A 14,588-nucleotide genomic window follows, 5' to 3' on the forward strand; every position below is an offset into this window, starting at 1 on the left:
GCGTCCGGAATTGCGCAAGAACTTCAGGAGGAGATGAAGATGGGATTGCTCGACGGGAAGATTGCGCTCGTCACCGGCGCGGGAACGGGGATCGGCAAGGAGACGGCATTGCTGCTGGCCGGCGAGGGCGCCCATGTGGTGCTGACCGGCCGGCGCGCCGGGCCGCTGGAGGACGTGGCGGCCGAGATCGCCGCGCGCGGCGGCAAGGCGGCGGCGCACCCGCTCGACATCGCCTCGCGGGAGGAGATCTTCTCCGTCGTCGAATGGGTGCGCGAGACGCTCGGGCCGGTCGACATCCTCGTCAACAATGCCGGCAGCGCCAGCAAGGTGCTGAACGCCCGCTTCATCAGCGAGGCGGAGTGGAACTCGACGGTCAACATCAACCTGACCGCCGTCTTCAACCTCACCCAGGCGGTGCTGGAGGACATGATCGCCAGGGGCGGGGGAACGATCATCACCGTCTCCTCGCTCGCCGTGGTCAATCCGAACCTCCTCGGCGGGGCGGCCTATGGCGCGGCCAAGGCGGGTGTGAAGAACTTCATGACCTTCCTGCACAACACCTATCGCAACCAGGGCATCCGCGCGACGACGATCCTGCCCGGCGAGACCGACACGCCGATCATGGACAACCGCGCCCGCCCGCCGCTCGACAGCGAGCGCGCGGTGATGCTGAACCCGCACGACGTCGCCCGCGCCATTCTGCTCTGCGCCAGCCTGCAAAAGGGCGCGATGATCCCCGAGCTGCACATCTGCCCGACATTCATGCGCGACACCTCCGCCGATATCGAGACGGCGCGCTGGGTCGGCGCTCCCGCCGACACGCCGGACCTTCCGAAGGAGAAGCGCCGATGAACGGCGCGAAACTGCGCGCGCGGCTTGCCGCCGGCGAGGCCGTCACCATGGTCACCCCGCACCACGCCTCTTCGGGCCTTGCCGCCCGGCTGGTGGAGCTCGGGGCGGACAGCGTCTTTGTCGATTGCGAGCACGGCACCTGGAGTTTTGAGGACGTGCGCATGACGGCGCAGATCGTCCGCTCCGTCGGCGGCGCGGCGATCGTGCGCCCGCAGTCGCATGAGCGCCCGCTGATCATCCGCTATCTCAATGCCGGGGCGGACGGCATCATGGTGCCGATGGTCGACACGGCGGAGGAGGCCCGCGCCATCGTGGAGGCGGTGCGCTACGCCCTGCCGGCCGACCATGAAAAGCGCCTCGTCGTCGCGATGATCGAGACGGTGCGCGCCATCGATAATCTCGAAGCCATGCTCGCCGTCGAGGGCATCGACGTCTTCTTCATCGGCCCGGGCGATCTTTCGCAGGACATGGGCTTTGCGCCCGCCCCGCCTTTCGGCGAGCCGCGCCCGGCGGTGGTGACGGAAAAGGTCGCCGAGGCGGTGCAAAAAATCCGCGCCGCCGGCAAGGTTGCCGGCACGCTTGCCACGCTCGATGAGATCCCACACTGGCGCGAGCGAGGAGTGCAGTTCTTCTACGTCCACTCCGATCCGTTCCTGCGCCGCGGCCTGGCCGCGGTAATGAGCGCCCTTGCCAGCGCCTGATCCTGCGTAAACACGAAATCCGGCGACCACATTCTCTTGAGAATCCCCGTGAGCAAGATCGAGCTGTTGCAGGTTTGGCCGTACCCAGCCTGGTACGGGGAGCGCTTGAACGCCAACTTCACCATGCACCGCGTAGCCGATGGGTGTTCGCTGGTACATCAAATGGTGCTCCACGCTCTACCGTCGCGTTGAAAGTGGCACGCGAAAACGTATTGTTGGCAGCTTGGAATTTTACGAAATTCTAATATTTTGAAATATTTAGACGAATCGCGACTGATATGAGCGCTTCCTCCGCCACCAGCCGGCTTTCTGCTTTCCGGCAAGCGTATTCTTCTTATGCAATTTCGCGGTACGAGACATCATTCTTCGTGGACGTCGATGTGGCGACCAGCGCGAGTTCTGCCGGGGCAGTGTTACGGCGTAGCTGTTTCTTCCGATATGGCCTGAAAAGCGCGGCAGCTTCGGAGCGGTGGGTGGACATTGTGGAATGATGTGGTGGTTGTCGGCGGGGTGTCGCCGCACGGCACTTCAGGATTGGCTGGTTTCGCAATGGCGCTCGGCGAGCTTGCCGGAAAGGTGGTAGGCCTCTGTCTGAGCTTCCGCTTGCGCCGTGGTGTATGCGCCGTCAATCATGCTGGCGCGTTGCTTGATACGACAGGGTAAAAATTCCTTTTGGAAGCGGCTGCACGTCGCAAATCGCAATGGCGGTATGTGTATTTTTCGGAATGCCGCCATATATTAGCGATGATTCAAAAAATGTATTTCCCGATTATTTCAATAAGAATCGCAATCTTCCAAAAAATCCTCCAAGAGAGGACTTATGTTTTCTTGCCAAGTAAATAACTTTTTCAATGTCTGTCTTGTTTGAAAGAAATTTTCCGAAGACCCTGTAATCGTCCCCGTATATATCTTCCAGATTTTTTATCAGTTCTCCCGTCAATTCGCTTCTGTCTGCCGGTGGTCCTCCCATTTGCTTGCGCGGGAGCTTTTTCTGCTCGCCTGTAAGGGTCGAAAAGAAAGTCTCTATCTGTTGCGAATCGGAGATATTAAAAATGAGGTTGTAGTATTTTTCATCTTTTCCAAGAAAGTCTGTAAGAGGGTCTGTGTGAATCGAAATGGATTTGCTTACGCTTCTGTATTCTGAAAGTCTATCAACGAATTCCTGAAGTGTTGGCGTCTTTCTGAGACCGAGGGAAGCCATCCTTTCGGCGATATTTTCGGCTTCCAACTCCTTGTGGTGCATCACCCTGTTTCGCCAGGCGGAAACGACCCTGTCCACCGGGTCTCGGACGATCGCTATTCTGAAGAATTTCTGATAGTCGTCGGGATTGATCGTCGAAAATTTTGGCGTCTTATACTCTTTATGAATATGCCGGATAGCCCCGGTCGCCTCATCCTTGATGGTTGTAAATCCCTCTCCAGTCTTGATGCTGTGGAGGAGATGCTTCATTGAAGTATTCGCTGCCTTCGGGACGGGGAAATAAGCAACTTTTATTTTATCCACTGTAACGACCAAGGCAGTCTCCTCAAAACTCAGTATGTCGGCTCGCTCTTTCAAGCGAATGGTCAGGCGCAATTTCCCGTGGCGCTTTCTTGATTCAGGAGAACTGTAGTATGAATCGTTCCCTGTATCCAGAAAGCTTGTGATAATTTTGCGTAGTTGACTAGATTAGTAGAATATTCCTGGTGCAGACTTGGCTGGCGGTGCTGCGAGCTGGCGAGCCTTGCGGTTGCTGTCCGGGGTCCTGAGCGAGGCCGGAGCGGCGTCCTCATATCCTGCTAACCATATCTTTATGAGATCGTCGCACTGTCCGGCCAGGAGACCGGGTATGGCGAAGAAGACGAGCAGGCGAAAAAAGACATCGGCACCACGGCGATCCGCGGCCACGCGGCGCGGCGGCATGGTGCACTGGTATTTGCTGGGCGCGGCGGTGATCGGCGGCATTCTCTACATGGACAACCGCCTGCCGGGGCCAGAAACGTCGGCGACGGGGATCAAGACGGCCTCGATCGAGCGCAAGGAAAAGACGGCCGAGCGCGAGGCGGTGCTGGCGCGGCCGAAGCAGCGGCCGGCCGAAAAGGCCGTGGAGCAGGCGCTGCCGATGCCGGAAAAGCTGCCGGCATTCTCGGGCAAATGGTTCATCTGCACGACGCAGACCGATTATTGCGTGCTCGACGGCAGCACCATCCTCTATGCCGGCCGCAAGGTGCGGCTTGCCGATGTCGACACGCCGGCGATCGCCGGCGCGCGCTGCGATGCGGAGCGCCTGCGCGGGGGCGATGCGAAGCTCCGGCTGCGCGAGATCCTCAACGAGGGCGATGTCACGCTGGTGGCCAAGGGCGAGGCGTCCGGCAAGGCTGGCGCGGCGCCGCATCTTGTTCTGCGCGGCGGGCAGTCGGTCGGCCAGCGGCTGGTCGCGGAAGGGCTTGCGAGGCCCTGGACGGGCAAGCATCAATCCTGGTGCGGTTGACGGATTCGGCCTTGCGCAACCTGTGCCTTTCCGGCACAAGCCAGACGCAAGCCTGCGTCCCTATGCTTTCCGTTAACCGGGATGGTGCCGGCTGGAAAGGGACAATGACATGTCGAACGACCTCGAGCGCTACAGCGATCCGGACAATGCAACGGTCGCGCTCTTTCTCCTCGAAAACGATGCGGATGAGCTGACGGACATCCTCGTGGCCGCGCTGGACGAAGCTTTCCGCATCCTCGGCGACGAGGCCCCGCCCGCGACGGTGCACTGATCGCCGACACGAAAGAGGGGCCCTTGAGGCCCCTCTCGCTTTTGGGCCATCCGGTACAATACTTACCCCGCGGCGGCGACCTGGCGCTGCACGCCGAGGCCGGCAATGGAGACTTCCATGCGGTCGCCGGGCTTCAGGTAACGCGGCGGCTTCATGCCCATGCCGACGCCGGGCGGCGTGCCGGTGGTGATGACGTCGCCGGGCTCCAGCGCCATGAACTGCGAGATGTAATGCACGAGGAAGGGCACCTTGAAGACCATGGTGCTCGAGGAGCCGTTCTGCACCAGTTCGCCGTTGACGCTGAGCGTCATGGCAAGATCGGCGGTATCCACCTCGTCCGTGGTGACCAGCCAGGGGCCGATCGGGCCGAAGGTCGGGCAGCCCTTGCCCTTGGTCCACTGGCCGCCGCGCTCCAGCTGGTAGGCGCGTTCGGAAATGTCGTTGCAGACGCAGTAGCCGGCGACATAGTCGAGGGCATCGGCCTCCGAGACGTAGGAGGCGCGCTCGCCGATGACGACGGCAAGCTCCACTTCCCAGTCCGTCTTTTCCGAACCGCGGGGGATGAGGATCGTGTCGTCGGGACCGACGACGCAGGAGGGGGCCTTGTTGAACAGCACCGGCTCGCTCGGCACGGCCATGCCGCTTTCGGCCGCATGGTCCGCATAGTTGAGGCCGACGGCGATGAAATTGCCGACGCGGCCGACGCAGGCGCCGAAGCGGCTGCCTTCCGGTGCGAGCGGCAGGCTCTTCGGATCGACGGCGGCAAGGCGCTTCAGGCCCTCCCGGCGGAGCACGTCGCCGGCAATATCCGGCACCAGGCCGGAAAGGTCGCGGACCTTGCCGTCCGCATCGATCAGTCCGGGCTTTTCCGCGCCCGCCGCGCCAAAGCGCACCAGTTTCATGAGAACCTCCGTTGGGTGCCACCGATTTCGGTTGCGCGCACCATTCCCTTGGTTTTACATCAAGTCAATGATTTTCGAAAATCCTGCGACCTTTATAAATTCGGCGAGGCGTGATGGAGCAGAAGAAGGCAGGTGGACGCACCCTGGCGGGGGACGCCTATGAGGCGATCCGGCAGGCGATCCGCACCGGCGCGGTCAAGCCCGGCGACCGGCTGCGCTTTGCCGATCTCCAGGCGCTGTGCGGCATGAGCGTGACGCCGGTGCGCGAGGCGCTGGCGCGGCTGACGGCGGAGGGGTTCACGGTGCTGGACGACCACCGCGGCTACAGCGTCGCGCGCCTGTCGCTGGAGGAGTTGCGCGACATCACGGCGACGCGGCAGCTCTGCGAGGGGGAGGCGCTGCGGCTTTCGGTGCTGCGGGGGGACGCCGACTGGGAGGGGAGGGTGATCGCCGCCCATCACCTGATGGCGCGCATCCCGCAGGCGCGCGAGGATATCCCGTCGGCGATGCGCGAGGACTGGGAGGCGCGGCATGCCGCCTTCCATGCCGCGCTCATTTCGGCCTGCGGCTCGCCGGCCCTCCTGGAAATCTGCGAGAAGCTGTTTTCGCGCGCCGACCGCTATCGGCGTCTGTCGGTCAGCCTGCTCGGCACCGCACGGGACGTTGCGGGGGAACATCGCCGGCTGATGGAACTGGCGCTTGCGCGGGATGCCGAGGGCGCGGCCGCGGCATTGCGCGACCATTACGGCAGGACCGCGGCGGCGCTCGAGGGCTTTTTTGCGGTCTAGAACCGTTCTGGTGCGGCCCCGTGTTCAGGACAGCGGAATAAAGACGGGAGCGGCAGGCCTCGGCCTGCCGCTCCCGTTCGTGTCCGACACCGGGTAAGACCCGGATGAAGCGTTTCGCCTTACTTGCTGGCGACGGTCGCCGAGCCGATTTCCGCACCGCCGCCGATCGCCACGTTCAGGGCGACGTAGTCGCGGGCGAGCTGGCGGATCGCGGAGGCGAGCGACAGGCGGGCCGAGGCGACGTTGCGCTCGGCATCGAGCACGTCGAGGATGGTGCTGGCGCCGCCGCGATAGCTTTCGCGGGCAAGGTTCAGCGTCTGCTCGTAGGAATTGACGACCTTGCGCAGCGCGGCGACCGTCTGGCCGTCGCGGATCAGCGCCGTCTGTGCGTTTTCCACTTCCTCGACGGCGTTGAGGACCGTCGACTTCCAGGTCAGGTACTGCTGCTCGGCTTCCGAACGGGCGATCTTGACCCGCGCCTTCAGCGAGCCGCCGTTGAAGATCGGCAGCGACAGCGTCGGGCCGAAGGACCAGCTCGTCAGGTTGCCGGTGGCGGCGCTGGTGAAGTTGCGCGTCGCGCCGATCGAGCCGCCGAGCTCGATGCTCGGATAGAGATCGGCCTCGGCCACGCCGATCTGCGCCGTTGCCGCCTGCAGGCGCCGCTCGGCCGCGCGGATGTCCGGACGGTTGCGGATGAGGTCCGCCGGAATGCCGGTGCGCGTCGCATAGCGCGGCATCGGCTGGGCCGCGCCCTTGATCAGGCTGGAGGTGATCGTGCTGGCCGGCAGGCCGAGCAGGGTCGCGATATGGTTCGCCGACTGGTGGAAGCCGGTTTCAAGCGCGGGCAGCTCGGCCAGCGTCTGGTTGACGAGGCCTTCGGTCTGCAGCACGTCGAGGCTCGAGGCGGCGCCCGCCTCCTTGATCTCGTTGGTCAGCTTCAGCGTCTCGCGGCGCGATTCCAGGTTCTTGCGGTTGAGCGCCAGCGCTTCCTGGTAGTAGCGCGCATTGACGTAGCTCGACACGAGGTCGGAGAGATAGGCGAGGCGCGCGACGTTGACATCGTCATAGGCGGCGTCGAGCGAGGCGTTGGCGGCTTCCTTCGAGCGGCGGTACTGGCCGAAGAAGTCGAGCAGCCAGGAGGCGCTCGCACCGGCAGTCAGCGACTTCGAGGAAGATGAATCGCGGCCCGAGGTGCGACGCAGGTAGTCGCCGTCCTGGCCGCTTGCCGAGGCTTCCGCCGAAGCGCCGATGCTCGGCAGCGCGCCGGCGCCGGCGACGATGACATTCGCCTCGGCCGCCGTGATGCGCTCCAGGGCCTGCAGCACGGTGAGGTTTTCGGCCATGCCCTGATGGACGAGATCGTTGAGGCGCTTGTCGCGGAAGGATTCCCACCACGGATTGAGCGTCACGTTCTCGCCGCTCGTGGCCTTGCTTTCGGAAAACTTGGCAGGAAGGGCGGTGTCGGGCTTCTGATAGTCGGGGCCGACGACGCAGCCGGACAGGAGAAGCATGCTCAACGGAAAAAGCGTCCTGGTGAAATTCATGGGCCTACCCTGCCAGCGCTCGTGGCGTACTTATTAACAGAACAAAATCGAGATTCACTCTTTATTCATGTTTGGAGGGAAGATCGAGCCTTCCCCTAAAAAAAGAATGGTCCCACAGCGTTTTTTCCCCGCTTCATTCGGAGGGTGTGTCCGCCAGGCAACTGGAGCATTTGCCCAGGGCTCCCGTCTTTGCTCGTCACGCGCAAGCGGGTGGTTGTGGCTGCGCGATCAGGTTGCGCCACGGCATTTCCCCGGAATCCTCGTCTTCGCGACATATTTTCCTGAAAAATGCTGCGAGCGCGAACATTATTTTCTGATTCGAATTGTCACACAAATCCGGCAGTAATTTATTCCAAAATTCTGCGGATTCCATTGACAAGGAAGGAAGAGCCGCTTATGTGTTGGAGCATCGCATGAGGACCGAATGCGTTTTATCCCGGTCCACTCTGACGCGTCCATTTTAGAGCGTCAGCGCCAACAAGAGGGAGTGTGTCATGTACGATATCAACTGCATCGCCTCCGTGCGTGTGGCGTACTCCTGTCGTGAAACGATTACAGGGAAAGCGCATACGGCCCTCTGCCGAATGTGATCTGACGTCCCTCTTCGATTTTAGCGCAAGATTTGAATGAGCTGTGCCTTCGGTGCGGCAGGAGTTGTTATGCAAAAGCAGGTTATCGAAATCGGTGGTGAGGCCGTCGGCGTCGTCGTTCCCGATGAGGATCGGCTGAAGTTCGTGGCTGTCAAATATTCCGTGTGGGATCTGGATTCCCAGCGCTTCTCCTCGGCAGACGAGGCGCGCGTGGCGATCCGCCGTCTCCTCAACGATCCGTCCGCCTCCACGCGGGCGATGTCGTCGGCCCGTATCGCGGCCGCCTGAGCCCAATCCAGATGATCCGGTGTCCCTGGCACCGGGATCCACCGGCCCCGCCCGCCAGCGGGGCCGGTTTCGTTTTGTGGACAGTGCATTCACCGGGCGGCGGCTGGCGCGGGGCGCCGAATGCTGGTTGTGTAGCCCGCGAAAGGAGGTGCCCCATGGTTAGTGGCATCCATCATATCACGGCGATTACCCGGAAGATCCAGGCGAACGTCGATTTCTACGTGGGCTTTCTCGGCCTGCGCCTCGTCAAGCGCACGGCGGGTTACGAGGACGCCGACCAGCTTCACCTCATCTATGGCGATGCGGCGGCCAGCCCCGGCTCGCTGGTCACCTTCCTTGCCTGGGAGGACGGGTCGCCCGGCCGCGTCGGCCTTGGCCAGCCCGCCGAGATCGCCCTTGCCATCAAGCCGGAGGCGATCGGCTTCTGGCTGACGCGCGCGCTGACGCAGAACATCGCGACGAGCGGCCCGGCGCAGGAGTTCGGCGAACCCGTGCTCCGGCTGAAGGATCCGGACGGCATCATCGTCAAGCTCGTCGGCGAGGCCGATGTGGACGGCCCGGCGCCCCATGTCACGAAGGACATTGCGGCGGCCGACGCCGTCCAGCGCATCCGCGGCGCGACGATCTTCTCCGAGAAGCCGGCCGAGACGGCAGCCTTCATCGCCGGTCATTTCGGCTATCGGACGGTGGCGGCGGCGAATGGCATTACCCGGCTCTCGGGCGAAGCGGCCGACGTGCTCGACATTCGCGATGCGAGCGGCTTCTGGACATCCGCGCCCGGCGCCGGCACGATCGACCATGTCGCGCTGCGCGCACCGGACCGCTCCGCCGTGGAGGCGCTCGCCGACCGGCTTGCCAGCGAAGGGGCGGGCGAGACCAACGTGCACGACCGGAAGTACTTCTATTCGCTCTATGTGCGCGAACCCGGTGGGGCGCTGCTCGAATATGCGACGGACGGCCCCGGCATGACGGTGGATGAACCGCTGGAGGCGCTTGGCGAGAAACTGTTCGTGCCCCGGCATTTTCGCGCCGAGCCGGAGGATGTCCGGGCGCGGCTTCCCCAGTTCTCCCTGCCGGGAGAAGAGCGCATGAGCGAGCGGGACCTGCCCTTCGTCCACCGGGTGCACCGGCCGGAAACCCCTGATGGCGCCGCCATCGTGCTCCTGCACGGCACCGGCGGCAACGAGGCGAGCCTTCTGCCTTTCGGAACGAAGCTCGCGCCCGATGCCGTGCTGCTCAGCCCGCGTGGCCGCAGTCTCGACGAGGGCTATCCGCGCTTCTTTCGCCGGCTGACCGTGACGACCTTCGACCAGAGGGACATTGCGGATGAGGCGGAAGCCTTCGCGGCCTTCATGGAAGGGGCGAACGCGGCCTACGGGCTCGACCCGGACAGGACGCTGTTCGTCGGCTATTCGAACGGCGCGAACATGATCGGCGCGATCATGCTGCTGCATCCCGGCATCATCCGCAACGCGGTGCTGCTGCGCGGCATGAACGTGCTGGAAACCGTGCCGGAGGCGGACCTTTCGGGGGCGAACGTGCTGATGCTCACCGGTCGGTCGGATCCCTACGGCGCCTATGCCGGCGAACTCGAGGCGCATCTGAAGGCGGCCGGCGCATCGGTCGAGAACCGGCTGCTTGCCGCCGGTCACGACATCGGCCCGGCGGACCTGGAAGCCGCCAGGGCCTACCGGGAACGCATCCTCGGCTGAGGCCGGGGCAAAAAAAGGGGCGCGTCGCAGGACGCGCCCCTTCTTTCTATCGCTTGTATTCCGTCACGAAGGCCGAGAAGCCGGCGATGAAATCACCGAGCTTCTTTTGCGTTGCCTCGTCGGCGATCCGGCCGTCCTCGATGACGCTGCCGGCGCGCGAGACCAGAAGCTTGGCGCCGAACCAGGGCACGGTGCCGAGCGTGCGCATGACGGGCAGCCAGGCCTCCTGCGACAGAATCGTGCCGAAATTGCCGGGCGAGGCGCCGGTGATGGCGAAGGGCTTGCCGCCGAAGACGCGGGCAATGTCGGAGGAGGGGCGGCTCATCCAGTCGATGGCGTTCTTGAAGACGCCGGGAATGCCGTTGTTGTATTCCGGCGTGAAGAGAACGACGCCGTCCGCCGCCGCCACGAGGTCCTTCAGCCGTGTCACCGCTTCCGGAAGGCCCGCTTCTGCCTCCACGTCGGCGTCATAAAGGGGAATGCCGTGGATCGAGCCTTCGGTGATCGTCACACCTTCGGGCGCCATGGCGAGGGCGGCGCGCAGCAGCGCCGTGTTGTAGGAACCCTTGCGCAGGCTCCCCGAGATTGCCACCAGTTTCGTCATCCCGACTCTCCTTTCCAAAACATGGGCATAAAAAACCCCGGCGGACGGTTTGTCACGCCGGGGTTTCTTCGGTTTCAGACGAGGGGCTTCAGCCGGGCCTCGATCTGCGCGCGGCGCGGTTCGAGGAAGGGCGGCAGCGACAGGCTCTCGCCCAGCGTTTCAAGCGGCTCGTCCACGGCGAAACCGGGGCCGTCCGTGGCGATCTCGAACAGGATGCCGTTCGGCTCGCGGAAATAGAGCGAGCGGAAGTAGAAGCGCTCGACCTCGCCGCTGGAGGGCAGGCGGAAGCCGCGCAGGCGCTCCGTCCAGGCATGCAGCGCTTCCTCGTCCGGCGCGCGGAAGGCGACGTGGTGCACGGCGCCGGCACCCTGGTGGGCGACCGGCAGGTCCGGTTCGACTGCGACATGCAGTTCGGCCGCCGGGCCGCCTTCGCCCATCGAGAAGACATGCACGTCGCCCGCGCCGTCCGGATTGGGATAGGTCGCGGTTTCCCGCATGTTCATCACCTGGACCAGCACGGCTTCGGTGTTGCGGATATCCGGCACGCTGAGCGTTATGGGGCCGAGGCCCTTGAGCTGGTGCTCGGCCGGAACCGGGCTTCTAGCCCAGGGATTGGCAGGCGCGCCGGCATCGTCGGCGACAAGACGGAAACGCTGCCCCTCGCCGTCCTCGAAATCGAGGCTGGCGCGGCCGCCGACATCACGGATCTCGCCGGCCTTGACCTTCAATTCGCCGAAGCGGGCCTTCCACCATTCGAGCGTCGCAACGCTGGCGACGCGCAGGCCGGTGCGCGAGACGCTGTGCGTGCCGCGCCGCTCGTGGCCGACCGGCCAGTCGAAGAAGGTGAGGTCCGTGCCGGGCGAGGCGAGGCCGTCGGCGTAAAAGAGGTGATAGGCGCTGGTGTCGTCCTGGTTGACGGTCTTCTTGACGAGGCGCAGGCCGAGGACCTGCGTGTAGAAGCGCAGGTTCTCCGGCGCGTTCGCGGTGATCGCCGTCAGATGGTGGATGCCTGTGAGCTGCAGGGTCATGATGAAGCTCCTCTCCCCGGAGACAGTCCGGGATATCTGTGCCGCCCCGTTGCGAGGCCTTGCGTTGAGGCGAATATCGCCCTTCGCGGGCGGTGCCGGAAGATCGGGGCGGACGAACGGATCGTTCACTTATCCTGAACGGCAACCTCCATTGCCGCGCCTGCCGGCCGGCGGGCGAGGCCGGGTTCGATTGCTTCGTTCAAATTTTATCCTTTCATAAACCAGCATTCGCTTACGCTGCCGGCCTGCGAAATGACTTCGTCTCTGTTTCGCCGCGTCCGCCGGCATGTTCCGCCATTTGTGATGACTGCCGCTGCGGACTGTCCCGCGCGGATGGGAGGAGACGTCATGCTGCCGAAGACTGCGACTGCCCGAAACATGTTCGCCATCGTGGCGGCCGGCGTTGCCACGACCGTTGCGACGGCGGGCGTTCTGCTCTTTCTGTCCTATCGTGCAGTGGAGGAGCGTTCCATCTCGGAAATGGTCAACGCGGCGGAGGCGAGCGCCGGCGAGGTGGAGACCTACTTTGCGCAGGTCAAGGCGCTGAGCTGGAACATGCGCTCCGCGCTCTATGCCGTGAAGGCGACGGACGCCCCGAGCCGCGAGACGATGAACGGCATCTTCGACCGCCTGATGGCCGACAATCCCTTCGCGCTCGGCGTCAGCACCGGCTGGGAGCCGGATGCCTTCGACGGCAAGGATGCGCACTATGTGAACCAGCCCGGACATGACGCCACGGGCCGCTACATTCCCTATTTCGTCCGCAACGAGGGCAAGGTCGACATGGTCGCGCTTGTCGACTACGACAAGCCCGGCCCCGGCGACTACTACCAGGTGCCGAAAGCCACGGGCAAGGACCTGCTGACGGAGCCCTACAGCTATGTCATCGGCGGCAAGAACGTGCTGATGACCTCCTTCATGGTGCCGCTCGCCTTCGACGGCGTCTTCAAGGGCGTCACCGGCGTCGATATCGCGCTCGATGCGCTCGCCGCCGACATGGCGAAGCTGAAGCCGCTCGGCGAAGGCTATGTCGCGCTGCTCAGCCAGGGCGGCAGCATCGTCAGCTACCCGGACTCGGCCTTGCTCGGCAAGGCGCTTGGCGATTCCGGCCTCGACGCGGCGGCCTGGCAGGCGTTGATCGCCAATCCGGAAAAGGCCATGGAAATCACCGATGCCAACGGCCTCACCTCCGTGGCGGTCGCCGTGCCCGTGCCGCTGGTGCCGGGCACGACCTGGTACACGGTGGTCGCGGTGCCGAAATCGGTGCTCTTTGCCAATCTGTCGGCGCTTGCCGTCACCTCGATCATCGTGATCGCCATCGCGGCCGGCCTGATGATCGCCATCGGCTGGCTGCTTGCCGCCCGCTTCCGCAAGCGCCTGGAAACGGTCATCGTCGCGACGAGCGAGATCGCGCAGGGTCGCACGGATGTCGATCTCAGCGAATCCGAGCGCAAGGACGAGATCGGCGAAATGGCCCGTTCGCTTGCCGTGCTGCGCGATGCCACGCTCGCCAAGATCCGGCTCGAAGGCGAAGCGGAGCAGAACCGCGCGCTTTCGGAAGACGAGCGCCGCCAGCGTGCCGAGGAAGCGGAAGAACGCGAGCGCCAGACACGCATCGCCGTCGAGGCGCTCGCCGACGGCCTCCAGAAGCTGGCCGACGGCGACATGACGCATCGCATCGAGCATGCCTTCGCCGGCTCGCTCGATCGCGTCCGCCACGATTTCAACGTCTCGGTCGAAAAGCTGCAATCGGCGCTGCGCTCCGTCGGCAGCAACGCCAATGCCATCCAGGCCGGTTCCGCGGAAATCCGCTCGGCCTCCGACGATCTTGCCAAGCGCACCGAGCAGCAGGCGGCTTCCGTCGAGGAGACCGCGGCGGCGCTGGAGGAGATCACGACCTCGCTCAAGGACGCCACGAAGCGGGCGGAGGATGCCGGCCAGCTCGTCGAGCGGACCCGCCTCGGCGCCGAAAAATCGGGCGAAGTGGTGCAGCGCGCCGTGAATGCGATGAGCGGCATCGAGAATTCCTCGCGGGAAATCTCCAACATCATCGGCGTGATCGACGAGATCGCCTTCCAGACGAACCTGCTGGCGCTGAATGCCGGCGTCGAGGCGGCGCGGGCGGGCGAGGCGGGCAAGGGCTTTGCGGTCGTCGCGCAGGAAGTGCGCGAGCTCGCCCAGCGCTCCGCCAACGCCGCCAAGGAGATCAAGGCGCTCATCACCAAGTCGGGCGAACAGGTGCATCTCGGCGTGGCGCTGGTCGGCGAGACGGGCTCGGCGCTGACGGAGATCGTCGACCAGGTGCAGGAGATCGACCAGAACGTCGCGGCGATCGTGCGCTCGGCGCGCGAGCAGTCGACGGGCCTCAACGAGATCAGCGCGGCGGTGAATTCCATCGACCAGGGCACGCAGAAGAACGCGGCCATGGTGGAGGAGCAGACGGCGGCGAGCCATGCGCTGGCGACCGAGGCCGCCGCGCTCAACAGCCTGATCGCGCAATTCCGCCTCGGCACCGGCACGACCGTTCGCCCGGTGGTTGCCTCTGCTCCCGAGCATCGCCCGGCTGCCTCCGGCGCGCGGGCGCTCGGCAACACGCTGGCCCGCGCCTTCGGCGGCGGACAGGCGGCTTCGGCCAATGCGGCGGCGCAGGACTGGGAAGAGTTCTGAGCCTTCCCGATGCACCATCCCGAAAGGCGGCCCGGTAGGATGGGCCGCCTTTTTGTTGGATGAAAAAGGCGCACAACGTTTGTGCGTTGCACACAAATTGGCCATGCCGGCATGGCTGCGCGCCCTGAATTTTAATTAGGTATATCTTTAGTAATATGAAATCATTTTTG

The 14,588-nt window shown here is 64.2% G+C and carries 13 protein-coding genes; 8 read left to right on the top strand and 5 right to left on the bottom strand.

Features of this window, described 5'->3' with window-relative positions; translation table 11 throughout:
• Positions 1 to 39: 39 nt before the first annotated feature.
• Both MUU56_RS16840 and MUU56_RS16845 read left to right on the top strand, forming a co-directional pair.
• The gene (locus tag MUU56_RS16840; protein ID WP_244768434.1) at positions 40 to 852 is read left to right on the top strand and encodes an SDR family NAD(P)-dependent oxidoreductase; all 813 of its coding nucleotides are present in this window, start codon (positions 40 to 42) and stop codon (positions 850 to 852) included.
• Positions 849 to 1,553: an HpcH/HpaI aldolase family protein gene (locus MUU56_RS16845; protein WP_244768435.1), complete on the top strand. Its 705-nt coding sequence runs from the start codon at positions 849 to 851 to the stop codon at positions 1,551 to 1,553. The genes MUU56_RS16840 and MUU56_RS16845 overlap by 4 nt, the downstream gene beginning before the upstream one ends.
• A 769-nt stretch (positions 1,554 to 2,322) precedes the next feature.
• On the opposite strand, the gene MUU56_RS16850 is transcribed toward MUU56_RS16845, so the two are convergent.
• A complete protein-coding gene (locus MUU56_RS16850) occupies positions 2,323 to 3,069 on the bottom strand; it encodes a sulfotransferase family 2 domain-containing protein (protein WP_244768436.1) in 747 nt (248 codons plus the stop codon).
• Between the two features lie 313 nt (positions 3,070 to 3,382).
• On the opposite strand from MUU56_RS16850, the gene MUU56_RS16855 reads away from it, so the two are divergent.
• Positions 3,383 to 4,024: a thermonuclease family protein gene (locus tag MUU56_RS16855; RefSeq protein ID WP_244768437.1), complete on the top strand. Its 642-nt coding sequence runs from the start codon at positions 3,383 to 3,385 to the stop codon at positions 4,022 to 4,024.
• Positions 4,025 to 4,133: 109 nt separating this feature from the next.
• A complete protein-coding gene (locus tag MUU56_RS16860) occupies positions 4,134 to 4,295 on the top strand; it encodes a hypothetical protein (RefSeq protein ID WP_244768438.1) in 162 nt (53 codons plus the stop codon).
• Between the two features lie 62 nt (positions 4,296 to 4,357).
• Here MUU56_RS16860 and MUU56_RS16865 read toward each other — a convergent pair whose 3' ends face one another.
• Entirely contained in the window at positions 4,358 to 5,197 is an 840-nt protein-coding gene (locus MUU56_RS16865) for a fumarylacetoacetate hydrolase family protein (protein ID WP_244768439.1), read from the bottom strand.
• 113 nt (positions 5,198 to 5,310) lie between these two features.
• Here MUU56_RS16865 and MUU56_RS16870 point away from each other — a divergent pair, with 113 nt between their 5' ends.
• On the top strand, positions 5,311 to 5,985 hold the full coding sequence (locus MUU56_RS16870; protein ID WP_244768440.1) for a GntR family transcriptional regulator: 675 nt from the start codon (positions 5,311 to 5,313) through the stop codon (positions 5,983 to 5,985).
• Positions 5,986 to 6,104: 119 nt separating this feature from the next.
• Here MUU56_RS16870 and MUU56_RS16875 read toward each other — a convergent pair whose 3' ends face one another.
• Positions 6,105 to 7,496 (bottom strand): efflux transporter outer membrane subunit, encoded by a 1,392-nt coding sequence (locus MUU56_RS16875; protein ID WP_244768507.1) that lies wholly within the window; start codon positions 7,494 to 7,496, stop codon positions 6,105 to 6,107.
• Positions 7,497 to 8,188: 692 nt separating this feature from the next.
• Between MUU56_RS16875 and MUU56_RS16880 the strand changes: the two genes are divergently transcribed.
• Positions 8,189 to 8,407 (top strand): hypothetical protein, encoded by a 219-nt coding sequence (locus tag MUU56_RS16880; RefSeq protein WP_244768441.1) that lies wholly within the window; start codon positions 8,189 to 8,191, stop codon positions 8,405 to 8,407.
• Between the two features lie 155 nt (positions 8,408 to 8,562).
• The gene (locus tag MUU56_RS16885) at positions 8,563 to 10,119 is read left to right on the top strand and encodes a VOC family protein (RefSeq protein ID WP_244768442.1); all 1,557 of its coding nucleotides are present in this window, start codon (positions 8,563 to 8,565) and stop codon (positions 10,117 to 10,119) included.
• 46 nt (positions 10,120 to 10,165) lie between these two features.
• On the opposite strand, the gene MUU56_RS16890 is transcribed toward MUU56_RS16885, so the two are convergent.
• Both MUU56_RS16890 and MUU56_RS16895 read right to left on the bottom strand, forming a co-directional pair.
• Positions 10,166 to 10,723 carry an NADPH-dependent FMN reductase gene (locus tag MUU56_RS16890; protein WP_244768443.1) on the bottom strand — a complete coding sequence of 186 codons (558 nt, stop codon included), beginning with the start codon at positions 10,721 to 10,723 and terminating at the stop codon, positions 10,166 to 10,168.
• Between the two features lie 74 nt (positions 10,724 to 10,797).
• Complete coding sequence (locus MUU56_RS16895; RefSeq protein WP_244768444.1) at positions 10,798 to 11,751, bottom strand: ring-cleaving dioxygenase; 954 nt, start codon at positions 11,749 to 11,751, stop codon at positions 10,798 to 10,800.
• A gap of 348 nt (positions 11,752 to 12,099) precedes the next feature.
• Here MUU56_RS16895 and MUU56_RS16900 point away from each other — a divergent pair, with 348 nt between their 5' ends.
• Complete coding sequence (locus tag MUU56_RS16900; protein ID WP_244768445.1) at positions 12,100 to 14,418, top strand: methyl-accepting chemotaxis protein; 2,319 nt, start codon at positions 12,100 to 12,102, stop codon at positions 14,416 to 14,418.
• Positions 14,419 to 14,588 lie beyond the last annotated feature (170 nt).

It is taken from the genome of Shinella yambaruensis (assembly GCF_022899355.1).
Taxonomy (GTDB): domain Bacteria; phylum Pseudomonadota; class Alphaproteobacteria; order Rhizobiales; family Rhizobiaceae; genus Shinella; species Shinella yambaruensis.